Genomic DNA, 22,846 nt, shown 5'->3' on the forward strand with positions numbered 1-22,846 from the left:
ACGGGGCTTTTTTGACTACCCATCAGTCAAAAAGTAGTCAAAAAAGCCCCGTCCCAAATTAGCTGTCTTGCCCCATCGGGCGGGAGCGGGTAAGATATACCGAGCGCCTAGCGCGTTCGATGGGTTCGGATGACGACATGTTCCGAATCTGGTCAGGTCCGGAAGGAAGCAGCCATAAGGAGCCTCTGTCGGGCATCCGGATCCATCGAGCGCACGGGCTTTCTTTTTGCGCGGTTTTACCAAACCGCGCAATGCTCGACGCTGCGCGCCACCCAGAGCGACAATTTGTCATTCAAAAGGCAAGGCATGACCAGAAGGTCTATGCCTTGCCTTTTTCATGCCAACTTGTTCGCTCTGGATGGCGCTCGCTGACTGCGCCAAGACATCAATGGCTACGTGGTTCAAGAGACGGCGGCGTTGCCATCTGTTTTTACAAGTAAGGAGGCCCGTTTCCCTGGTTTTGGTTGGGGAAACGGGCCTCTTTGTCTATGGGCTTGTAGATTGGTGGGAGCGATATGCTCTGGCAGCTACTTTGAGTTCTTGATGCGACGTACACCCGCGGTGGCTATTCCGAACCCTGCGGCGGCGATTCCTGCGAGTGTGATTGCGCTCGGCGCTGCGTCGCCCGTGTTCGCGAGCTTGCCGTCGGTCGTATCTGCTTGCTTGGTGGAGCTCGATGGAGCGTATTTGCCGGTCGCGGGCGAGCTGGCGGGCTGTGCCGTTTCGGCCGGCTGCGCTGAGCTGGAGGGTTTTGTCGTCTCGGCGGGTTTCGTTATCTCGGGCGAGGTGGCCTTGTCTGCCGCGGCCTTTGCCTCTTCGTATGCCTTGCAGGCGTCGTCATAGGCCGCTTGCGCCTTTTCCAAATCGCCGAGGAGTGCATTTCGCTTGGCTATGTCCTCGTCGATGTGGGCTTTAGCTTCCTCTGCCTCACTTTCGAAATACTGAACCTGTTTTTCCTGGCTTTCGAGCCGGCGTTGGTAGCGGTGAAGATCATCTTCACAAGATTCTTCTCGCCTTTCTGCCGCCATGATCTCACTGCGCAACTGCTTAATATGCTCCTTAATAGCTGTGCTGGGCGCCTCGTCGCCGAGCTCCTTGAGTACCTTATCTAATTCTGCCTGAAGGCCGCTTGTCCGGTTGTGGGCCTCATCGTATTTGGCTTGGGCTGCATCGACGTTCGCTTGCATGGCGGGAAGGGGTTCCCTCCGTTTGGCGGCTTCCGTCACCACCATGTCGTGGATCTCTTGAAAACTGGCAATGTCATCATCGATTTCCGCAAGTTTCTCGGGACTTGCGGCGTCTTTTGCGGCTTCGAGGTTTTTGAGCGCTTCCTGCATGGCTGCATACGCTTTTTCTTTTGCGGTGGGGGAACTGGTTTCTGCCGCGATCGCCGTTGCGGGGGCGATTCCCGCGACAAGTGCCGCGGAAAGGGCGATGCCCACAGTTGCTCGTCTTGCTCTTCTTGCGAGAATGTCGTTCATCTCGGCACCTCATTTCCAGAGTCGGCGACTAACTTGGTAGCACTAATGTAAGTATACCAAGCTAGTTGACCCGACACTGGCTGGGTGTGCGCGTATACCCCTCTGAAAACCGAATCCCATTAGAAATGACGAGTTGTTTACGCTTCTTTTGGGCTCACCGTACTATCATGGTTCGAATTGAGTGTGAATGATGATGGGGAGCGCCTTTTTATGATTGAGCTGCTCAGGCGTTTTGGTGGAAAGTTTCGCCGCTATATGGTGATCGGCCCTGCGTGCAAGTTGATTGAAGTGATCTTTGACCTGCTTACGCCGCTGGTGATTGCCCAGATGATCGATAAGGGCATTGGGGCGCACGATGTGAACGCTGTCGTCCGTTACGGCGTGGTGCTCGCCGCCATGGCTGTGATCGGCATCTCGTTTACGCTCGTCTGCCAAAAGATGGCGGCGCTCACCTCGCAGGGCATGGGCACCGACATTCGCGGCGCGCTCTACGAGCACATCAATAAGCTGAGCTACGCCGAGCTCGATCGCTTTGGCACGCCGTCGCTCATCACCCGCATCACCAACGACGTTAACCAGGTGCAGCTCGCTGTGGCTCTGGGCGTACGCATGCTCATCCGCTGGCCCTTCTTGGCCGCGGGCTCCATGGTCGCGGCCCTTGCCATCGACCTTAAGCTCGGCATGATCTTTTTGATTTGCACGCCCGCCATCGGCTTGGTGTTTTGGTTTGTCATGGCGCGCTGCATCCCGTACTACAAGCAGCTGCAGGCAAAGCTCGATCGCATCGCGCTTATCTGCCGCGAAGGTCTTTCGGGCGTCCGCGTGGTTCGCGCCTTCGTGCGCGAGGACCACGAGCGTGAGCGCTTTGCCCAAGCCGCCGATGACCAGGCCAATACTGCCATCGCGGTGGGCAAGCTCTCATCGATTCTCAACCCCGTCACGTTTTTGGTGATGAACCTAGGCGTGTGCGCCATCCTGTGGGTGGGCGGCATCCAGGTCAACGTGGGCGAGCTCACGCAGGGTCAGGTTATGGCGTTTGTAAACTACATGACGCAGACCCTCACCTCCATCGTGTACGTTGCCAACCTGGTCGTGGTCTTTACCAAGGCGAGCGCCAGTGCGTCGCGTATCAACGAGGTGCTCAATTGCGTGCCGAGCGTTACCGACGAGGACAACGAGCCGGTCGCACTGCCCAAGCCGGGCGCGACGGGCAATGCCGCCCCGGCCCCCGCGCTGAGCTTTGACCATGCGAGTTTTTCGTTTGGCGCGGGCGCGGCAAATGCCGTCGACGATGTGACCCTGGAGCTGCCGCTGGGCAAGACGCTCGGAATCATCGGCGGCACGGGCAGCGGCAAGTCCACGCTCGTCTCGCTTATTCCGCGCCTGTATGATGCGGGCACCGGCAGTGTGAGCGTGATGGGTACCGACGTGCGCATTTGGCCACTCGATCAGCTGCGCCATGTGGTTGCGACCGTACCGCAGCGCGCGTCGCTGGTGAGCGGCACCATCCGCAGCAACCTGACCTGGCGCGACGAGGCGGCAACCGACGAGGAGCTCTGGGCGGCGCTCGATATGGCGCAGGCCAGCGAGTTCGTGCGCAACAAGCCACAGGGGCTCGATGCCCCGGTCGAGGCGGGCGGCAAGAACTTCAGCGGCGGTCAGCGCCAGCGCCTGACCATTGCGCGTGCTCTGGTGGGCTCGCCGCAGATCCTGATTATGGACGACTCCGCCTCGGCGCTCGACTTTAAGACCGACGCGGCGCTTCGCCATGCCATCCGCGAGCGCAGCGTGCGCGGTGCCGCCGAGGGCGGGCTGCCGCTGACGACCGTCATCGTGAGTCAGCGCGTCTCGACCGTGCGCGACGCCGACATGATCTGCGTACTCGATCACGGCTCGGTTGCGGGCCTGGGCACACATGACGAGCTGTATGCAAGCTGCCAGCTCTACCGCGAGATTTGCCAGTCGCAGCTGCGCCGCGAGGAGCTCGAGGGCCAGCAGGGGAGCGCGGCGTCCGCGTCCGCCCCGACTGCCCCCGCATCCGTCTGCACAAAGGAGGGCTATTAGATGAATCCGTATACTTCCTCCGGTTCGGTCGCCACGATGACGGCCAACGTGTCCGGCAACGATAACCTCAACGACCTGGGCGACGGTCCGCGCCAGCCCGGCGATCCCGAGCGCTATCCCGTGGGTGCGGTGACTCGCCGCCTGTTGGGCTACGTCCGTCCGCATCGCATTTCGTTTGCGGCGTCGTTTGTGAGCGCCGCCATCTCCGTTATCTTGCAGCTCTACACACCTATTCTCATTGGCGAGGGCATCGACCTGATTGTTGCCGCGGGCCAGGTGGATTTCGACGCACTGCTGCCGCTCGTCACCAAACTCTCGCTCGTCGTGGTGGGAGCCGCGGCCTTCCAGTGGCTGCAGGGCTACTGCGTTAACCGCCTATCCTACGAGACGGTGCGTGACATGCGCGTGGAGGCGAGTGATAAGCTCAGCCGCATGCCGCTCGGCTTTATCGACAGCCATGCCCACGGCGACCTCATGAGCCGCGTGGTCAACGATGTCGATCAGGTGGGCGACGGTCTGCTGCAGGGCTTCACGCAGCTCTTTACCGGCGTTATTACCATCGTGGGCACGCTCGCGTTTATGTTCTCCATCAATCTGACCATGACGCTCGTGGTGGTGCTCGTCACGCCGCTTTCCATCTTTGCCGCCGGCGCCATCGCCAAGCTCTCCAACAAAAGCTTTACGGCTCAACAGCGCATTCAGGGTCAGCTTGGCGGCCATATCGAGGAATACGTGGGCGAGCAGAAGCTTGTCGACGCCTTTGCCTACGGCCCGCGCGCTCAGCAGCGCTTCGATGCCCTCAATGCCGAGCTCTACACCGCGGGCGAGCGCGCGCAGTTTATGGGTTCGCTCTCCAACCCCGGCACGCGCTTTATCAACAACATCATCTATGCCGTGGTCGCTGTGATCGGCTGCGTGGGCGTGATCACGGGCGTGCCCGCGGCGCTCACGGTGGGCGGCGTGCAAATCTTCCTGTCCTATGCTAACCAGTACACCAAGCCGTTCAACGAGGTCACCAACGTCATTACGCAGATCCAGACGGCGTATGCCTCGGCGCGCCGCATGTTCGCGCTGCTCGATGCGCGCGAGCAGGAGCCCGATGCGGCGGATGCCGTGGAACTTGCTGCCCCGCAGGGTGAGGTGACTTTTGAGCATGTGGACTTTAGCTACGTGCCCGACCGCAAGCTGCTGCAGGACATTTGCATCGAGGCCAAACCCGGCATGCGCTTTGCCCTGGTCGGCCCCACAGGCTGCGGCAAGACGACGCTCATCAACCTGCTGCTGCGGTTTTACGATATCGATGCCGGACGCATCATGGTCGATGGCCAGTCTTCGCGTGACTACACGCGCGCAAGCCTGCGCCGCGCCTTTGGTATGGTGCTGCAGGACACCTGGCTGTTCGAGGGCACGGTGGCGGATAACATCGCGTACGGTTGTCCCGACGCCACGCGCGAGCAGGTCATCGAAGCCGCCAAGCGTGCGCATGCGCACAAGTTTATCGTGCAGCTGCCCGACGGCTACGATACGGTGATCGGCGAGGACGGCGGCACATTTAGCCAGGGCCAAAAGCAGCTGCTGTGCATCGCGCGCGTCATGCTCACCGACCCGGCGATCTTGCTGCTGGACGAGGCGACCTCGAGCATCGATACGCGCACCGAGCTGCAGGTGCAGGCGGCATTCGACGAGCTCATGGCTGGCCGTACAAGCTTTGTGGTGGCGCACCGCCTGTCGACGATCCGCAACGCTGACTGCATTCTGGTCATGCGCGACGGCCAGATTATCGAGCGTGGCACACACGACGAGCTGATAGCGGCAGGCGTCTTCTATGCCGAGCTCTACCGCAGCCAATTCGCCCAGTAGGGAATACCGATTAGCGGCAGATGGTTTACATCTGTCACGTTAGTACTAAGATATTCATCTAATAAATTGCATTAATGGCTCGAGTTTCGGGGGAAACGAGGCAACGTGACTACGACGTGCTCTTTGGTGGTTAACAGCAAGAGCGGTAATACCAGGATGGTTTCGGGTGCGATCAAGCGCACTCTGCAGGCTGCGGGCGTTGAGTTTGTCCACGCTGCGGCGTTGAGCGACGATGCGGACGCAGATCAGGTTGAGCTCGAGGCGCAGGGCGCCTGCGCGGCCGACACGGTGCTCGTCGGTTTTTGGTGCGACAAGGGCGCGTGCACGCCTTCGGTCGCGGCGTTGCTCTCCGCCTTGCACGGTAAGCGCGTCTTCCTGTTTGGCACCTGCGGTTTTGGCGCCGACCAGAGCTATTACCAGCAGATTATTGATCGCGTAACTTCCAATTTGGCTGGGGATGCCGAGCTTGCGGGCTGGGCGATGTGCCAGGGCAAGATGGGCCCCGCGGTCAAGCAGCGCTACGAGGCCATGCTCGAGCAAGATCCCGATAACGTCCGATTTAAGATGCTGCTCGACAACTGGGTTGCCGCGAAGGACCATCCCACCAAGGAAGACCTGGACAACATGGCTGCAGCCGCCAAGAAGGCCGTGCTGGGAGAGTAGCTTCGCCGTTCGCGGTCCTTCGTGCAAAACAATACAAATGTGAAAGCCTCGAGATTCTCGAGGCTTTTTCTTGACACTTGTGGACGCAACCACTGCAAGCGTTTGGGGCGACATTTTCCATCACCCCGATGACAAGCCGCGTTCCAGCAACAGGGCGTCTGTCCGGGCGGAGGCATATAAGGTTCATCGCGAGTTCCGCACGCAAAGGAGGCCACTTAATGTGGCCTCCGTCTTGCGCAGGACTGTCCGAGCAGGGAACCTTATATGCCTCCGTCCGGACAGACGTTTCAGTTATGAGCGACCCGCTACTTAATCTTGGTTGTTCCCGGTGCCAGGTTGGGGTCGGTCTCGTTGGCCTCGGTCTGGAAGTGCTCGGTGTACACGTTCTTGCCGTCGCGGAACATCTCGTAGTACTGCATCTTCGCGTAATCCTCGCGCGCCTTGGTGGCGGCTGCGGCAGCGGCGTCGTCACCGGTGACGTTGGAGGAAAGCGCCCAACGCAGGCTGGCGTCCTCGTAGCCCACGGAGTTGATAGCGGGCAGCGACTCGCGCAGCGTCATGTGCGCCTTCTGGTAGTCGGTCAGCGGGGCGCCGATCAGCTGCATCAGCTGGGTAGACAGGTAGTTGGTGGACAGGTCGTCGACCTCGCTCGTCTGGTCGCAGCCGGCAACGTCGTAGTTGGCCCAAATGATGTAATCGGTCTGCCACAAGCGCTCCTGGTGCGTGGCGTCGTCCTCGTCGGTAAACCACTTATCGTTGAACTTGGACGGGAAGAACGGCTGATGGTCGCCCCAGAACACCACGACCACCTTGCGGTCGAGCTTGCTCAAGGCGTTAAGGAAGTAGCGCAGCGCCTGGTCGGACTGCTCAATGCACGAAACATACTCGTCGACATCGGAGAGCGTACCGTCCTCGACGGTCTTGGTGTCCAGGTCGGTCGTGTCGATGTTCAGGTGCAGCTGCTTGTCGACCGGCAGCAGGCCCGTGTCGTAGCCCGAGTGGTTCTGCATGGTCACGTCGAAGATAAACTGCGGATCGGCGTTCTGGTCGAGCAGCTCAAGAATCTTGTCGTAGGTAGCCTGGTCGGTCACCATGCCGCGTAGGGTATCGGCGCCCTGGAAGTCGTTGATGGACAGGAACTGGTCAAAGCCAAAGTCCTTGTAGACGTTCTCGCGGTTCCAGTTAGTCGCGTGGTTGGGGTGCATGGCCGTGGTGGAATATCCGAGCGACTTGAACTGCTCTGCCAGGTTCCCAGTCGTTTCCATGTTGTAGATGGTGTAGGGGTACACGCCCGAGCCCAGGTTGGCCATGGAGTTGCCGGTCATAAACTCAAACTCGGTATTGGCGGTACCGCCGCCGTAGGCGCTTACATAGAGCTTGCCGCGGCTGAGGCAGTTGGACAGGCTCTTAAAGTACTGCGGACCCTCGTAGCCGGCGCGCATGTTCTGATAGATCGACAGGTCCGAGAAGGTCTCGTTCATGATGGCGATGACCGTGGGCTTCTCGCTGTCGAACTGCTCCTCTGCGGCGGCGCGCTCGTCGCTCTTGGCCGCGTTGGACTTGTCGTAGGCCTTGGCGTACTTTTTGAGCGTGGCCTTGGCATCGTCGACGGAGTAGTCGGCGGGTTTGGGCGGCTTAATGGACTGTGCCGCACTAATAAAGGCAGGCAGGTAGCCCTCGCGCCAGTAGCTCTCGAGCGGGCGCCAGGTGTAGACGGTGATGCCGAGGGTGTTGTAGTAGTCGATGAGCGTGACGTGTGCGGTCACGCCGCCCAGGCACAGTACCGCCACGAGCAGGTTGGTGAGCAGCATGCGCTTGGCGTTGGCGGCACCCTTCTGACGGTGCGGTGCCACCAGGCCGGCGTACTCGCATAGCAGCATGGCGATGGCGGTAAAGCCCATGGACAGCACGCAGAACAGCGAGATGGAGAAGGTGTAGCCGTTGCCGGCGACTGCGGCGGCAGTGGAGATGGCCGAAAGGTCGCCCGGCTGGATGGGCATGGATTTAAACGTGATGACGAAGAACTCGGCAATGCCCAGGATAAAGAGGGCAAAGGCCAGGACGGCCGGAGCTGCGCCATGGCGCTGGAACAGGAAGAACAGGCCGACCATGAGCACGGTGATGATGGCCCACTCGAGCAGGATGCATAGGGGGTAGACCCAGGTAAAGTCGTGGTTGGACGAGACCTCCATGCCCAGCAGCGCAAAGACGCCGGCGAGCAGCAGGCACAGGACGGCGGCGACGAGCGGTTTGCCCACAAAGGCGCCGCGCAGGCGGGCGAGCTTGCCGGTGGGGGCGGGGGCGTCGGGCCCGGCGAACGCAAAGACGCGCGGGGCGATGCGGTCGCGGGCGATGCTGGCCCAGGCGCAGCCGGTAAGGATGGCGTTGGTCAGGATGAGCATCACAAAGGCGAGCGGCTCGTTTTGGGCGACGAGGCCAATGGCGCCCCAAATGGTCAAAAAGAGCTGGAACAGGCCGAAGACGCCGCTCCACCCAAGAGCGCTTTTGGCAACGGTGCCCGACTGAGCGCGAATGGCCTTGGCCTCGCGCAAGACAAGGTAGATGGTCGCCGCAAGACCGACGAGCGAGATGGCGGCTGCGAACATGCTGAGACTCCTCACAAACTTAAAACCTACGAAAGCGGGGGTTTACCCGATTGTTAGCAAGATATGCGCTGCAATTGGTGGCTGCGCACAACCAGCCATATTAACGCGCACGTGTGGCGGTGTGGCGCAATGTAGTGGCGACCTGCGCGATAATGGACGGGAATTACACGGAAACGTAAAGGCTTCTTAAAGAAATGGCGAGGGTAGGGCGATGAGCGAGCAGGTTTGTATGACAGGCGCCGAGTACTGCGGCGGAGCTGCGGGCGTGGATACGTGCGGCTATCCGGTCGAGACTACGGGCAACACAGTGCTGGACATCTTGGAGCATCGCTCGTCTACGCGTGCCTTCGCGCGTGATGACGACGACCGTCCCGTGGCGGTGACTGACGAGCAGCGGGCGGCGATTTTGCATGCGGCGAGTCGCGCGCCGTCGGCGGGCGCCATGATGATGTATTCCATCGTGAGCATTCGCGAGCAGGCCACATTGGACCGCCTCGCCGACCTGTGCGATCATCAGCCCATGATCGCCAAGGCGCCCTGGGCACTCATATTTGTGGTCGATTATGCCAAGTGGATCGATCTGTTTGAGCACGTGGGCTGCTTTAAGCCCGAGTTTGTCGAGCGCACGGGCAAGGCGCCCCGTCGTGCACCGGGTCTGGGTGACTTTGCCATCGCGGCGCAGGACGCCGTGATCGCCGCGCAAAATGCCGTGGTCGCCGCCGAGGCCCTGGGGCTGGGGAGCTGCTACATCGGTGATATCGTCGAGAATGCCGAGGAAGTCGCCTCGCTGCTGGACTTGCCTCCCTATACCATGCCGCTGTCGATGCTCATCATCGGCACGCCCCGCAAGGAGCGTCCGGCAATCGCGCATCCCGTGGTGAACCTGGTGCACGAGGAGCGCTACCGCCGCGCCGATACCGCGACCATGGACGCGCAGGTGGCCGAGATGGATGCGATGTTTCGCCCGCACGCCCGCGAGGTGGGCGAGCGCGTGGTGGATATCTACACCCGCAAGCACACGAGCCCCTTTATGGCCGAGATGAGCCGTTCCATGGAGTGGTGGTTCAAAAACTGGCTCGGCAAGTAACGAATGCGGCGATGTGACAAAGGGAAAGTCCCTCTGTCACATTCCATATCGCCGTGGTGGCCTAAAGGCCGTATAAATGTTTATCTAGCTGGGAAAACGGCGCCATTCAAACATGGGCCGATTACCTATAATCCCTTCGAACATTAAAGTTGGGAGGAAACCGGCTTATGGAACAAAAGGCCAAGGAGGCAGCTTCTCACGCTGCGATTCCTGTGAGCATCTCGGCGATGCTCGTCACGCTGGGCGTGGTGTACGGCGATATCGGCACCAGCCCCATGTATGTAACCAAGGCGCTCGTTGCCGGCAACGGCGGCATCGGAAGCGTCACGCAGGAGTTCGTGCTCGGCGCGCTCTCCCTTGTTGTGTGGACGGTCACGCTGCTGACGACCGTCAAGTACGTGCTGATCTCGCTGCGCGCCGACAACCACGGCGAGGGCGGTATCTTTGCCCTGTACAGCCTGGTCAAGCGTTGCGGCAAGTGGCTCATCATCCCCGCCATGCTGGGTGGCGCGGCACTGCTCGCCGACGGCATCCTGACGCCTGCCGTTACCGTGACCACTGCCATCGAGGGCCTGCGCACCATCCCGGCGGTCCACGCCGTGCTCGGTGACGACCAGGGTCGCGTTGTCGCGATCACGCTTGCCATTATCATTGCGCTCTTCTTGGTGCAGCGCATCGGCACGGCCAAGATCGGTCACGCCTTTGGCCCCATCATGACGCTGTGGTTTTTGTTCCTGGGCGGTACGGGCCTGTTCTTTGTCTTCCAGCATCCCGCGGTGCTGCTGTGCCTCAACCCGCTGCGCGGCATCGGCTTTCTGCTGAGCCCCAACAACCATGCGGGCATCATGATCCTAGGCAGCTGCTTCCTCGCCACCACCGGTGCCGAGGCGCTCTATTCCGACATGGGCCATGTGGGCCGCGGCAACATCTACGCCACCTGGCCGTTCGTTAAGTGCTGCCTGCTGCTGTCCTACATGGGTCAGGGCGCGTGGCTTATCAACAACGCTGCCAACCCCGAGCTCATGGGCATCGCCGACCTCAACCCCTTCTACCAGATGCTCACCCCGAGCCTGCGTCCCTTTGCCGTCGGCCTTTCCACCATCGCCGCCATCATTGCCTCGCAGGCGCTCATCACCGGCGCATTCTCGCTGGTGTCCGAGGCCAGCCGCCTGGACCTCATGCCTCATATGCAGGTCTTCTATCCTGCCGAGACCAAGGGTCAGCTCTACATCCCCATGGTCAACAACGTCATGCTCGTGGGCTGCGTTATCGTGGTGCTGCTGTTCCAGAACTCGGCGCACATGGAGGCTGCGTACGGCTTGGCTATTACCCTGACCATGATGTGCACGACGCTGCTGCTCTTCTTCTATCTGCACGTGGAGCGCAAGCTCAAGGTTGCGCCGTGGATCTTTGCCGTCTTCTTCCTCATGCTCGAGGGCTTCTTCTTTGTGAGCTCGCTCACCAAGTTCTTCCACGGCGGCTATTTCACCATCCTTATGGCCGCGCTCATCATGAGCATTATGGTGTGCTGGTACAACGGCACGGCGGTCGAGCAGCGCCAGTTTACGCTGCTGCCGCTGCGCAGCTACCTGCCGCAGCTCAAGCGCCTGCGCGACGACGACCGCTACGAGCTCATGAGCGACAATATCGTGTACCTGACCAAGGACACCAACACCGACTATATCGACCGCGATATCGTCTACTCCATCCTGGATAAGCACCCCAAGCGCGCTCGCGCCTGGTGGTTCGTGAATGTCGAGACCATGGACGAGCCGCATACCTTTGCCTACTCGGTCGAGACGTTCGGCACCGACTACGTGTTCCGCGTGCATCTGTACCTGGGCTACAAGATCAACCAGCGCGTTAACGCCTATCTGCGCCAGGTTGTTCAGGATCTGGCAGCCAGCGGCGAGCTGCCGCCGCAGACGCATGACTACTCGGTCTACAAGGATCCGGGCAACATCGGTACGTTCAAGTTCGTTATGATCCGCAAGCTTCTGGCGCCCGAAAGCGACGTGGAGCCGAGCGAGCGTACGGCCATTACGCTCAAGTACATCATCCGCCGCGCCGCTGGCACGCCTGCGCGCTGGTACGGCCTGGAGAACTCCAACGTGAACTTTGAGTACGTGCCGCTGTTCACCAAGTTTAAGGCCGTGAGCAAGATGCAGCGTCTGGCTCCCAACGAGCGCCCGTAATCGACACCTGAGATTTGACTGTGAACGGGCAGGTTTGCAATGACGGGAAATGAGTCTGGGGAGAAAACCATGGACGCTAAGACGCTTGACGGTCGCGATCTTGCGGCCGAGCTGGTGCGCGAGGCACGCGTCGACGCCGCCGAAGATCGGTTCTTTACGAATCGGGCCAACATGGACATGGCCGATCGTGTGATTTCGGTCGTGGCGCTGGTGTTTGTCGCGGCGTGCGTGTGCGCACTGCTCGCGCACGTGCTGTTTGTCTAGCGACCGCAGGTTGCAAAGGCTATACACTTGGAACCACCACGAGGGGAAACCACCACAAAGGTGCCTGTCCCCTTTGTGGTGGTTTTTGTTTTTGAGAGAGGGGCGGGGCGCTGATGGACGTCCATGCGGACGGCGATATTGCCGAGAACTTTTGGTGGCGGCGTACAACGCTGACGCGTCGCAGCCCTCTGTATGACGCCTGCGTATCGGCGGGGCTGCTGGTCGCGGCGACGATTGTGGGCGCGCTGCTCGACCATCCGGGTCTCGCGCCGAGCATCATGATCGTCTATGTGTTCGCCGTGCAGCTGTGCGCATTCTTTACCTGGAGTCGCCTGTATTGCTTGCTGAGCTCGGCTGCCGCCGTGGCGCTCTACAACTTCTTGTTTGTCGACCCGCGCTGCTCGCTGTCGTTTATCGACCGCGTCTATCCCGGCATGTTCTTCATTATGTTTGCGGTCTCGCTCGTGTCGAGCTCGATCGCGCTGGCCCTGCGCCGCGCCTTGGCGCAGGCTGCCGCCAGCGACCGTCGCACGCAGATGGTGCTCGAGACCAACCGTATGCTGCAGCGCTGCGCCGATCAGCAACAGATTGTGCACGCTATGGCAACGCAGCTGGCGCGTCTTTCGGACTGTCCGGTCGTGTGGTATAGCGCCGATGCCGACGACGATGACCTGCTGCCGCGCGCGACGTACACGGCCGTGGGCGATGCCGCGCCGGTGCACCAGTTGGCGCCCCAGATGCCGCCGCGGCTCTCGGCATCCGCTTATGTGGGAACGCCGCTCGATGCCACCTATGGTGGCTCGGCGTTCTACGGCATATACCTGACCGTGCGCTCGGGTGACACCATGGTGCGCGCGGGCGATCCCGCCTCGGTGGTGGGGGTGCTCGCCATTGTCGCCGAGCCCGATGCGCTGACGCCCGAGGAGCGGACGCTTGCCGATGCCATTGTGAGCGAAGGCGAGCTTGCGCTCGATCGCGCCCGCGCCATGGAGGCCCGCGAGGAGGCGGCGGTACTCGCTAAAAACGAGCAGCTGCGTGCCAATTTGCTGCGTTCCATTTCGCACGATCTGCGTACGCCGCTCACCAGTATTTCGGGTAATGCCGACGTGTTGCTCGACCAGGGCTCGACCGGCACGGCCGTGCTCGACGACCAGACACGCCGCGGCATGCTCCTATCCATTCGCTCGGATGCGCTGTGGCTCAACGCTACCGTCGAGAATCTGCTCGCCATCACCAAGCTCGAGGGCGGCGGCATGCACCTGTCGACCACGCTCGAGCTCATGGACGATATCGTCGAGGAGGCGCTGCGTCACGTAAATCCGGCCGTGCGCGAGCACGACCTTAAGGTAGTGGCGTGCGATGAGCCGGCGCTCGTCAACGTCGACGCGCGCCTGATGGTGCAGCTGGTGGTCAATCTGGTGAACAACGCCATCGCCTATACGCCTGCGGGCTCGCATGTCGTAATCTCGATTGGCGTCCATGATGGATGCGTGGCGTGCTCGGTTGCTGATGATGGCCCGGGCATTGCGCCCGAGGACCGCGAGCGAATCTTTGAGTCGTTCTACACCGCCAACCATGGCCTAGCCGACAGTTGCCGCAGCGTGGGCTTGGGGCTTTCGCTCTGTCGCTCCATTGCGCTGGCACATGGCGGTAGCATAGAGGTTGCCGCGGCGGCCTCGCACGGCTCTGTCTTTACGATTGAGCTTCCCGCCGCCGATATTTCGTTTGATAAGGAGTAGCGCTGTGCCGAACTCTGCCGTGAAACCGCTCATCTTGGTCGTTGAGGACGATCCCGCCGTCCGCAACCTTATCGTCGCCGCGCTCGAGGCGCACGGCTTGCGCCATATGGCCGTGGAGACCGCTCACGCCGCCATCGCCGCCGCCTCGTCGCAGGCGCCGAGCATTGTGCTGCTCGATCTGGGCCTGCCCGATATGGACGGCGTCAAGGTGGTGGAGTCGGTGCGCGCGTGGTCGGGCATGCCGATTATCGTGGTTTCGGCACGCAGCGAGGACGTGGACAAGATCCGCGCGCTCGATGCCGGCGCCGACGACTACCTGACTAAGCCGTTTTCGGTCGAGGAGCTGCTCGCGCGCATTCGCACGACGCTCAGGCGCCTTTCGTATGCGCAGGCGGGCGGTGTTGCTTCCGAGGGCTCGTTCGATACCGGCGAGTTGCATATCGATTTTGATGCCGGCATCGCCACGATGGATGGCGAGGAGCTGCATCTGACGCCGATCGAGTACAAGTTGCTCTGCCTGCTGGCACACAATGCCGACAAGGTGCTGACGCACCAATTTATCCTGAACGAGATTTGGGGTACGGCGACTAAGAGCGACCTGGCGAGCCTACGCGTCTTTATGGGCACGCTGCGCAAGAAGATCGAGTCCGACCCCGCCCATCCGCGCTATATCCAAACGCATGTGGGTATCGGTTACCGATTGGTCACCCAGGAGTAGGGCAGAGCGCGGCCCCTCTATGAGTTGCGGTGAAATAGATCCTATTTGGGCCTTTACCAGGCATTTTTAGGAACTATTCCACCGCAATTTTGTTATTTGCCCTTGGGCTTGCTGGCGTAGAACTTCTTCTTTTTGGGCTTACCTGCACAGGTGGGCTTGCCGTCACCGCGCGGCCCTCGGTCGCCGGCCTGCGCGTGCGCGGGCACTGCTGTACGGGGCTTGCGGGCTTCGGGGTTGCGCAGCTCCTCGGTTCGCTCGGCAATCTCCTCGGTACTAAAGCCGACTTCGGCCATGGCATCCTCGATGGGCAGGCGGCGCACGATATAGCAATGGTGCACCTTCTGGTTGCGCGCGAAGTCCTCGGGGATGGTCTGCGCCGTAATGTCCTCCAGCACGACGCCCGCGCGCGCGAGCTTGCGCGTCTCGGGGCGGAAGCCGCGCAGGTTGCAGCTAAAGATGGCGTGGCCGCCCTGCGCGAGCAGGCGCGATACACCGGCCAAAAGCTCAACATGGTCGCGCTGAACATCCCAGGTGCGGTGGCCCATCTTGGACGAGTTCGAAAACGTGGGCGGATCGACAAAGATCAGGTCCCAGCGATTGCGCGTCTGGCGCTGGTCGCGAATCCAGGCGAGCACGTCGTCGCGCACAAAGTGGTGCTGCGGCCCCACAAAGCCATTCTGGCGCATGTTGCGCTCGGCCCAGTCCAGGTAGGTGTTGGAGAGGTCGACCGTCACGGTTTCCTCGACGCCGCCGTCGGCTGCATAGCAGGTGGCGGTGCCGGTGTAGGCAAACAGGTTGAGGAAGCGGCGCGCCTGCTTGGCGTGCTCGCGCACCAGATTGCGCGTGACGCGATGATCCAGGAAGATGCCGACGTCCAGGTAGTCGTCAAAGTTGACGGCAAAGGTAAGGCCGCCTTCCTCGATGAGCGGCAGGCGACGGCGCGCAATGTTGGCGCGCTCGCCCGAGCCGCCCTTGCCGGCGCCCTGCTTACCGTACTGCGAACCGCCGCGCGAACGTATGCGGGCTTTGGCGTGCACGTGCTCGGCTGGAACATCCAAGATGAGCGGCGCGATGGCCAAGATATCGAGCATGCGGGCCTGGGCCAGCGCAGGATCGATGGTCTTGGGTGCGGCGTACTCGGCGATGACGAGCCAGCGGCCCGGCGTCTGCGAGCAGCCCTCGTACAGGTCGATGGCGGCGGAGTAGTCGGGCAGGTCGGCATCGTAGACGCGGTAGCAGCTCACGCCCTCACGCTTTGCCCACTTGCGGCGCAGGCGGGCGTTCTTGCGCAGACGGTTGGCGAACTGCTCGGACTCGGGAATGAGCACGGGCAGCGGCTTGCCGTCGCCCAAATCGAGCGTGGCGGCAGGTTCGGGCATGGGGGTGTCGGCGGCTTCGTCTTGGGCGTCCGCGGTCTGCTCCTCGGCATCCGCGCTGGTCGCAGCTTCAAATGCTGCGGCGGCGTGGTCGAGCGAGAGCCAAACCTCAATAGTCGCCTCTTCGTTGTTGGGCATGACGGCGATGGAGCGCGCGGGCTCGGCATGGAGCGCGCGGGCCATAAGTCCGTCGCGGGTGAGCGCGGCGACCGGTGCGGCGGTAAGCTCGGGCGCGCGGTGCAGCTCGCCGACCAGCGTCATGGCGTCGTGCATGAGCGAAAGCGGGGTCTCGGTGGTGTCTGCGACCACGGCGGCGCCGGCGACAGCACCCGCATGGTCCAGTACGGTGGCGGGCTTGGCGGCGCAAAAGTCGACAAAGCGCTTATAGCCGGCGCACTTGACCATGCGCTCGGCGGTCTTGCGCGCGGCGGGGTCAACATCCACGGCAACGATGCGCGCCTGGCGCTCGCGCGCTGCCGTCTCGCGCTCGCGTGCCTCGGCAAGCAGCTGCTCCCATAGGGCGGCATCGTGCAGCTGCCAGCCCTCAAAGCCCCAGTGCTCGCGCGCGGCGCCCGGGGCGCGGTCGGCCAGAATGTTCACGGCCTCTAGCAGCAGGCCGCCGCCGGCGCACGAGGCGTCGATCAGCGTAGGCAGGGCTTCGTTTTCGTAGTCGTCGGCCGTCAGCTCGCGCTCGCACAGTGCGGTCCAGCCGACCTGCGCCAATACCAGGGCGGCGTAGTCGGGGCGCAACACGTGCGCGCCCTCGCCGGCGCGAGTCGCGGCGGGAGGCAGGCGCTTGAACAGCGGGTCGCCCGAAAGGTCCAGGCTTATGCTCGCGCGGCGCTGACGCAACGAAAGCAGCAGGTGGACATCGGGATCGGTGGCATCGACATCGGCGCGACGGCCTGTGGTCTCGGCCAGGCGATCGCACAATGCGTCCTTGGCGCGCAGGGCAGAGAAGCGCGTGTTGCGCAGCTGCTCGGTCACACCACGGGCAGTGATGGCAATGGTGGCGCCGGGACGGACGATGTTTTCCCAGGCAATGTCGTAAACGGCATCGTACAGCTCGTCGGCATCCTGTGCCTCAAAGCGCCCGAGCACCACAAACACGCGGCTGGCCAGGCGCGACCACAGGCAGGCACGGTAGCCTTGCTCGAGCTCGCCCTCAAACGTGGCGCGGCCCTTGAGGCGGCGGACATGCGAAAGCCCGAGCCGTTTAAGCTCGTCGGCGAGTGCGGACTCAAAGCCCTCGGGGCAGCTTGCGTAAAATTCCATGGGTGACCTCTCTGGTTGCGTCGCTCCATTATATGATGGATGCTTCGTTTACTCTCGCCCCCGAAAGGAACCTATATGATTGATGCGTGCCCCGATTCCGCTGTACTGTTTTTTGACGTGGACGGCACGCTGACGTCGTTCGATCCCGACAGCATGACCGATAAGGACTTTTCGGCGGTGCGCCCCTCGCAGACGGTCATTGAGGCGTTTCATCGCCTGCACGATGCGGGGCACAAGGCGTTTATCTGCACAGGACGCCCCTTGTGGCTGATTGCCGATGGTCTGCGTGAGCTCGAACCTGCGGGTATCGTGGCCATGGCGGGGGCGACGCTCGAGGTTGAGGGCCGTGTGGTGCACGAGGATTGCTTCGAAGAGGACATTGTCGAGGAGCTTGCGCGTCGCGTTGTGGACGCCGGCATTGAGGTCTTTTTTGAGGCCAACGCTGCGACTTTTGCACTGGAGCCCGCGGGTGTTGAACGGTCGTCTCTGATCGGCACGCATGTGGTGCATAGCGCCGAGGAAATGCGCATCGACGGCCGCCTGCGTGTGGGCAAGGTGTGCCTTAACGAGCCCGGCTTGGCTCGCGTGGCCAATGACGACGGCTTTATCGAACGCAACTTTGAGCTGTGCAACACCGGCGGCCAGAATCGCGAGCTGAGTCCCAAGGGCATTGACAAGGGCGTGGGCGTGGCGCGAGCGCTTGAGTATCTGGGGCGCGCCGGCAACGCGCGCACCTTTGGCTTTGGCGATTCGGGCAACGACCTGGGCATGCTTGCCGCCGTCGAAACGGCTGTTGCCATGGGCAACGCCATGCCCGAGGTCAAGGCGGTCGCCGACTACGTGACCGACGACGTCGCACGCGACGGTACCGTCACCGCCATGCGCCACTTTGGGTTGATCTAATTATTTCGCCGTTCGGACGATTTTCGATCTGCAACTCACCGGATTCACATGCTCAATCGATTTATCAATTCAAACGCTAAGGCGTTTATACCGTTCGCCGAGAAGATAAAAAACCGCAGTTCACGCCTTGATAAACGTAGATAAAGTGTTTAGCAGTTCCACGCCCGTATGCTAACGAAAGGAATCAGGCAGATGGCAATCAAGGTGTTCGCTGACGGTGCAAACCTCGAGGGCATGCTCGACATGTACGAGAACGGCAACGTTCAGGGCTTCACGACCAACCCGTCCCTTATGAAGAAGGGCGGCGTGACGGATTACCGCGCGTTTGCCAAGGAGGTCCTGGCCCACATCACCGATGTGTCCGTATCGTTTGAGGTCTTTGCCGACGACGTCGAGACCATGGAGATCGAGGCCCGCGAGATCGCTGCCTGGGCCGAGAACGTCTATGTCAAGATTCCGTGCGTGACCACCAAGGGCGAGTCCACGGCCGAGTTGGTGCGCAAGCTTTCCGCCGACGGCATCAAGGTCAACGTCACCACCATCTTTACGCCCGCGCAGGTTGACGAGATGGTCGACGCCGTCGACGCCGAGACGCCGTCCATCATCTCGCTCTTTGCCGGCCGCATCGCCGACACCGGCGTCGATCCCATTCCGTTTATGACGGAGTCGGTCAAGAAGGCCGCCGCCAAGCCCAACTGCGAGGTTCTGTGGGCGTCCACGCGCGAGCTTATCAACATCTACCAGGCGCAGGCCTGCGGCTGCCAGATCATCACGGTGCCCAAAAGCATTCTGGCCAAGCGCAAGAACACCGGCCGCGACCCGTACGAGGTTTCGCTCGATACCGTGCGCGGCTTTGCCAAGGATATCGCGGCGCTCGGTTTCCATATCCTGCCGTAATGCGAACACTGGCTGCGCCGCGGATTGTTCGCCCCGGCCTTTCCTTTCCCTATCGCTCACGCGCTTCGCGAGGGTCGCGCTAGGCAAAGGAAAGGCCGGGGCTGCCGACACGAACCCGTCGGTAGGTCCTGAGCTGAATCGCTACCTTTATTCCGATGGGGGTCGACAGCGCTACCCCGCCAACTGTCTCGGGCAGTAATGGGGCTGGGCTCGGATGGCAACGCCGCGTGCCACTGGCGGCTTCGTTCGCCGGATGACGATTCGTGTTACGCGTCCGGCGTCACCTCGGACGGCGGCGTGGGCTCCGACGGCATCGCGTGGACAACGCGGTTCCGCATCATGGATCAACTTGTAATCTAATGATCTTCTAATCCATATCTATCAAGTATCGAAAACGATCCGGCCCCGAGTTGGCAGTCATCGCCAAGGCAAAGGACCCTGCCGGCTATGTGTTCGGGGCGACGCGCAAGTCGCCCAAGACCCTTCGATTATCCTTTGTTCCGCGCATGTAAGATCTCATACTTGACGTGGTTGAACAGCTCTACCGGGCAAACGAGGTCTTTGCGGTTCGTGCCCATAAGTGCTCCACTAACAAAAATCGAGATATTCGGCCTCAGGGTGCCGTCAAGATTGCCAATATGGCTGAAAAACGTCCCGTACCGCACCTCTGCGGGTGCAGATATAGGACGTTTGTAGAATATCTGACGCTTATTTGTTGAGCTTGCACTTTGAAGAGGTGTTATCGCGGCCCAGTGAGGCCGAATATCTCAAAAATTGCAGGTGAGGATTAGCGGAAACGGCGTCTCGCACTTCGGGATATCGCCAAATCGTTTTAGAAGGAGGGGCGCTCGGCGGAATGGGACCCGCCGAGCGCCTGCAGCGGCTTATTTGCCCCGCACCATGGTGAGCGAGATCTTCTTGCGGTCGCGATCGACCTTCTCGACCCACACCTTGACCGTGTCGCCGACGCGCACCACGTCGCTCGGGTGCTTGACAAAGCGGTTGGCAAGCTTGGAGATGTGCACGAGGCCGTCCTGGTGCACGCCCACGTCGACGAAGGCGCCAAAGTCCACGACGTTGCGCACCGTGCCCTTGAGTTCCATGCCGGGCTCCAAGTCGTCGATGGAAAGTGCCGAGCGGCTAAAGACCACCTCGGGCGCGTCGTCGCGCGGGTCGCGGCCGGGCTTCTTGAGCTCGTTGACAATGTCGATGAGCGTCAGGGTACCGCAGTCCAGGTCGCTTGCCAGCGCCGAGATGCTGCCCAGACGGCGCTCGATGTCGGGCACGCCGCCGCGGCTGAGCTCGCTTGCTTTAACGCCGGCGCGCTCCAGGACGGCCGTGGCCACCTCGTAGCTCTCGGGGTGGACGCTTGTCGCATCGAGCGGGTTTATACCGCCGCTGATGCGCAGGAAGCCCGCGGCGTTGAGATATGCCTTGGGTCCTAACTTGGGAACCTTCTTAAGCTGGCGACGATCGGTAAAGGCGCCGTTTTCCTCGCGGTAGGCCACGATGTTCTTGGCCACGCTCGGCGTGATGCCCGATACGTATCCCAGCAGGCTCGCGCTCGCGGTGTTCACGTCGACGCCCACGCGGTTGACGACGTCCTCCACCACGTGGCCCAGGGCGCGCGAGAGCTCGGCCTGGTCAAGGTCGTGCTGGTACTGGCCCACGCCGATGGACTGGGGCGGAATCTTGACGAGCTCTGCCAACGGGTCCTGCAGGCGGCGGCCCAGGCTCATGGCGCCACGCACGGTGACGTCCAGGTCGGGATACTCCTGGCTGGCGAGCTCGGAGGCGGAGTACACCGACGCGCCGGCCTCGTTGACGATGGTGTATCGCAGCCCAGGCGCCTGCTCGGCGATGAGCTCCGAGACGACTTCCTCGGTCTCGCGGCTGGCGGTGCCGTTGCCGATGACGATGGTGTTGACGCCGTCCTTCTTGACGAGGCGGGCGAGCTCGCGCTTAGTGCCGGCGACGTCGTGGCGCGGCTTGGTGGGGTAGACTACGCTGTGGTCGAGCAGCTTGCCGGTCTCGTCCATGACGGCGACCTTGCAGCCGGTGCGGTAGCCCGGATCGAGCGCGAGCACACGGGCGCCGCGGACGGGGCGTGCCGAGAGCAGGCCCTCAAGATTCTTGGCAAAGACGTTGATGGCCTCGGTCTGGGCACGAACGGTGAGTTTGGCGCGGGCCTCGCGCTCCAGCGAGGGGGCCATGAGGCGCTTGTAACCGTCAGCGATGGCGGCATCGAAGATGGGAGCAAACACGCCCTGGCGTCGGGGCCAACGGCTGCCGAGGCGTGCCGTGGCGGCAGCGCCGTCGACGTTCACGCGCACGCGGAGCTTGCCCTCGCGCTCACCGCGGTCGATAGCCAGCACGCGGTGGTTGGGAATATGGCGCAGCGGCTCGTCAAAGTTGTAGTACGGCTCATAGGGGGTCTTCTCGGCAGGGTCGGTGGCCTCGACGACGATGTCGGCGGTGTTTTGCGTAAAGGCGCGCAGGTCGGCGACGTTCTCGGGGTCCTCGGCCACCGTCTCGGCCACGATGTCGGCGGCGCCGGCGAGCGCTTTCTCGGGCGTGTCGAAGCCGGCCTCCTCGTTGACGTATGCCGCGGCGGTGTCGAGCGCGCTGCCCTTGGCCGAGGCCTGCATGATGATCATGTTGGCGAGTGGCTCCAGGCCGGCCTCGCGGGCCTTCTGCGCGCGAGTCATGCGCTTTTTGCGGAAGGGCTTGTAGAGGTCCTCGACACGCTGGAGCTGCGTGGCCTCGCGAATCTGCTGCTCAAGCTCGGGCGTGAGTTTGCCCTGGGCATCGATGAGCAGGATGACGTCCTCTTTGCGCTGTTCAAGATTGCGCAGGTAGGACAGGCGCTCGTCGAGTGCGCGCAGGGCGACGTCGTCCATGCCACCCGTGGCTTCCTTGCGGTAGCGCGAGATAAAGGGGATGGTGTTGCCATCGTCGATGAGCTTGACGGCCGCCTCGACGTTGGCGGCCTTAAGGTTGAGCTCGCGGGCGAGCTGGGCGATAAGATCCATGGGACTCCTTGCGTTTAAGGTGCGTTTGCGACACAGGGCTACCAAGGATACCACCTGTCCCAAAAGACTGTTTTGGGGCGAACGAACCAAGCCGAGGTGCGAAATAGCCCCCCCCGCCCCAGAAAAAAACGTCGGCAACGTAGCAAAATACCCCGCGGGCAGGAGGCTGCTCGCGGGGCAAAGAAGAGGGGCTTGTTGGTGGCGGGCCGAGACGCTCGGCGGGGAGTTTGCCGCGGCCCGCTCTTAAGGCATACAGCTCGACGAGCTGGCCGGTCTTGGCGGCCTCCTTGATGGCGTTGAGAAGCGTGAGCGTCTTGACGTTGTCGACCGGCGTCACGACGGGCTCGACCTCGCGGCGGACAACCTTCACAAAGTGCTTGAGCTGCATCTTGTGCGGCAGTGCCGGGTCCACGGCTGGAATCTCCATCTGCAGCGGCTTGTGCCAGTTGGAGGTGCCGTCGTAGGAGAACTGGTGCAGGCGGGGCAGCGACAGGGCGCCCTTAGTGCCGCCGATGAAGTAAGCGTCGGCGTCGATCGAGCTTAAGCCAGTTGCTCATAGGAACTTCCCTTCTTGAACCTCCCTGTGGGCCGCTCCCATTAATCGACCCACGTGGTTTTCGCTGGTTATCGTATGCTTTGAATTTGCGCAGGTGAATTGCATATTTGTTAGAATGGCGTTAACCGTA

Annotated in this window: 15 protein-coding genes and 1 other RNA gene; 11 read left to right on the forward strand and 5 right to left on the reverse strand. The window is 61.9% G+C overall.

Annotated elements, in window-relative coordinates; translation table 11 throughout:
• The first annotated feature begins 116 nt into the window (after nucleotides 1–116).
• Nucleotides 117–212: signal recognition particle sRNA small type (ffs, locus tag DW123_RS08095), an RNA gene on the forward strand.
• Nucleotides 213–527: 315 nt separating this feature from the next.
• Here the strand turns inward: ffs and DW123_RS08100 are convergent.
• Nucleotides 528–1,481, reverse strand: a complete 954-nt coding sequence (locus tag DW123_RS08100) for an LPXTG cell wall anchor domain-containing protein (protein ID WP_118273508.1) — start codon at nucleotides 1,479–1,481, stop codon at nucleotides 528–530.
• 210 nt (nucleotides 1,482–1,691) lie between these two features.
• Here DW123_RS08100 and DW123_RS08105 point away from each other — a divergent pair, with 210 nt between their 5' ends.
• From DW123_RS08105 to bilS, 3 genes are all read left to right on the forward strand, one after another.
• The gene (locus tag DW123_RS08105; RefSeq protein WP_118273509.1) at nucleotides 1,692–3,545 is read left to right on the forward strand and encodes an ABC transporter ATP-binding protein; all 1,854 of its coding nucleotides are present in this window, start codon (nucleotides 1,692–1,694) and stop codon (nucleotides 3,543–3,545) included.
• The gene (locus DW123_RS08110) at nucleotides 3,546–5,405 is read left to right on the forward strand and encodes an ABC transporter ATP-binding protein (protein WP_118273510.1); all 1,860 of its coding nucleotides are present in this window, start codon (nucleotides 3,546–3,548) and stop codon (nucleotides 5,403–5,405) included.
• Between the two features lie 105 nt (nucleotides 5,406–5,510).
• Nucleotides 5,511–6,068, forward strand: coding sequence for a flavodoxin family protein BilS (bilS, locus tag DW123_RS08115; protein ID WP_233505103.1), 558 nt, complete (start codon nucleotides 5,511–5,513; stop codon nucleotides 6,066–6,068).
• 305 nt (nucleotides 6,069–6,373) lie between these two features.
• Here the strand turns inward: bilS and DW123_RS08120 are convergent, their stop codons facing one another.
• Entirely contained in the window at nucleotides 6,374–8,674 is a 2,301-nt protein-coding gene (locus DW123_RS08120) for an LTA synthase family protein (protein WP_118273511.1), read from the reverse strand.
• A gap of 211 nt (nucleotides 8,675–8,885) precedes the next feature.
• On the opposite strand from DW123_RS08120, the gene DW123_RS08125 reads away from it, so the two are divergent.
• The 5 genes from DW123_RS08125 to DW123_RS08145 all read left to right on the forward strand — a co-directional run bounded on the left by DW123_RS08125 (nucleotide 8,886) and on the right by DW123_RS08145 (nucleotide 14,677).
• Nucleotides 8,886–9,761 (forward strand): nitroreductase family protein, encoded by an 876-nt coding sequence (locus DW123_RS08125; protein WP_117799143.1) that lies wholly within the window; start codon nucleotides 8,886–8,888, stop codon nucleotides 9,759–9,761.
• Between the two features lie 167 nt (nucleotides 9,762–9,928).
• Nucleotides 9,929–11,956: a KUP/HAK/KT family potassium transporter gene (locus tag DW123_RS08130; RefSeq protein ID WP_117743449.1), complete on the forward strand. Its 2,028-nt coding sequence runs from the start codon at nucleotides 9,929–9,931 to the stop codon at nucleotides 11,954–11,956.
• Nucleotides 11,957–12,025: 69 nt separating this feature from the next.
• Nucleotides 12,026–12,220 (forward strand): hypothetical protein, encoded by a 195-nt coding sequence (locus DW123_RS08135; protein ID WP_117734879.1) that lies wholly within the window; start codon nucleotides 12,026–12,028, stop codon nucleotides 12,218–12,220.
• Nucleotides 12,221–12,333: 113 nt separating this feature from the next.
• On the forward strand, nucleotides 12,334–13,959 hold the full coding sequence (locus DW123_RS08140) for an ATP-binding protein (protein WP_118273512.1): 1,626 nt from the start codon (nucleotides 12,334–12,336) through the stop codon (nucleotides 13,957–13,959).
• Nucleotides 13,960–13,963: 4 nt separating this feature from the next.
• Nucleotides 13,964–14,677, forward strand: coding sequence for a response regulator (locus tag DW123_RS08145; RefSeq protein ID WP_199407131.1), 714 nt, complete (start codon nucleotides 13,964–13,966; stop codon nucleotides 14,675–14,677).
• A gap of 92 nt (nucleotides 14,678–14,769) precedes the next feature.
• On the opposite strand, the gene rlmKL is transcribed toward DW123_RS08145, so the two are convergent.
• Nucleotides 14,770–17,328, reverse strand: a complete 2,559-nt coding sequence (rlmKL, locus tag DW123_RS08150; protein ID WP_118273513.1) for a bifunctional 23S rRNA (guanine(2069)-N(7))-methyltransferase RlmK/23S rRNA (guanine(2445)-N(2))-methyltransferase RlmL — start codon at nucleotides 17,326–17,328, stop codon at nucleotides 14,770–14,772.
• Nucleotides 17,329–17,403: 75 nt separating this feature from the next.
• On the opposite strand from rlmKL, the gene DW123_RS08155 reads away from it, so the two are divergent.
• Nucleotides 17,404–18,231, forward strand: a complete 828-nt coding sequence (locus tag DW123_RS08155; protein WP_117734882.1) for an HAD-IIB family hydrolase — start codon at nucleotides 17,404–17,406, stop codon at nucleotides 18,229–18,231.
• A gap of 192 nt (nucleotides 18,232–18,423) precedes the next feature.
• A complete protein-coding gene (locus tag DW123_RS08160) occupies nucleotides 18,424–19,128 on the forward strand; it encodes a transaldolase (RefSeq protein WP_233540173.1) in 705 nt (234 codons plus the stop codon).
• A gap of 884 nt (nucleotides 19,129–20,012) precedes the next feature.
• Here DW123_RS08160 and DW123_RS08165 read toward each other — a convergent pair.
• Nucleotides 20,013–22,160 carry a Tex family protein gene (locus DW123_RS08165; RefSeq protein ID WP_118099226.1) on the reverse strand — a complete coding sequence of 716 codons (2,148 nt, stop codon included), beginning with the start codon at nucleotides 22,158–22,160 and terminating at the stop codon, nucleotides 20,013–20,015.
• Nucleotides 22,120–22,572, reverse strand: coding sequence for a hypothetical protein (locus tag DW123_RS09775; RefSeq protein WP_233540174.1), 453 nt, complete (start codon nucleotides 22,570–22,572; stop codon nucleotides 22,120–22,122). Before DW123_RS09775 ends, DW123_RS08165 begins: the two co-directional genes overlap by 41 nt.
• Nucleotides 22,573–22,846: the final 274 nt, after the last annotated feature.

Source organism: Collinsella sp. AM10-26, assembly GCF_003472525.1.
In the GTDB taxonomy this organism is placed as follows: domain Bacteria; phylum Actinomycetota; class Coriobacteriia; order Coriobacteriales; family Coriobacteriaceae; genus Collinsella.

Coding starts and splice junctions, on each gene's coding strand:
- DW123_RS08125 (WP_117799143.1), top strand. CDS start 8,886: ATGAGCGAGCAGGTTTGTATGACAGGCGCCGAGTACTGCGGCGGAGCT.
- DW123_RS08100 (WP_118273508.1), bottom strand. CDS start 1,481: ATGAACGACATTCTCGCAAGAAGAGCAAGACGAGCAACTGTGGGCATC.
- DW123_RS08130 (WP_117743449.1), top strand. CDS start 9,929: ATGGAACAAAAGGCCAAGGAGGCAGCTTCTCACGCTGCGATTCCTGTG.
- DW123_RS08110 (WP_118273510.1), top strand. CDS start 3,546: ATGAATCCGTATACTTCCTCCGGTTCGGTCGCCACGATGACGGCCAAC.
- rlmKL (WP_118273513.1), bottom strand. CDS start 17,328: ATGGAATTTTACGCAAGCTGCCCCGAGGGCTTTGAGTCCGCACTCGCC.
- DW123_RS08120 (WP_118273511.1), bottom strand. CDS start 8,674: ATGTTCGCAGCCGCCATCTCGCTCGTCGGTCTTGCGGCGACCATCTAC.
- DW123_RS08140 (WP_118273512.1), top strand. CDS start 12,334: ATGGACGTCCATGCGGACGGCGATATTGCCGAGAACTTTTGGTGGCGG.
- DW123_RS08160 (WP_233540173.1), top strand. CDS start 18,424: ATGGCAATCAAGGTGTTCGCTGACGGTGCAAACCTCGAGGGCATGCTC.
- DW123_RS08105 (WP_118273509.1), top strand. CDS start 1,692: ATGATTGAGCTGCTCAGGCGTTTTGGTGGAAAGTTTCGCCGCTATATG.
- DW123_RS08135 (WP_117734879.1), top strand. CDS start 12,026: ATGGACGCTAAGACGCTTGACGGTCGCGATCTTGCGGCCGAGCTGGTG.
- DW123_RS08155 (WP_117734882.1), top strand. CDS start 17,404: ATGATTGATGCGTGCCCCGATTCCGCTGTACTGTTTTTTGACGTGGAC.
- DW123_RS08165 (WP_118099226.1), bottom strand. CDS start 22,160: ATGGATCTTATCGCCCAGCTCGCCCGCGAGCTCAACCTTAAGGCCGCC.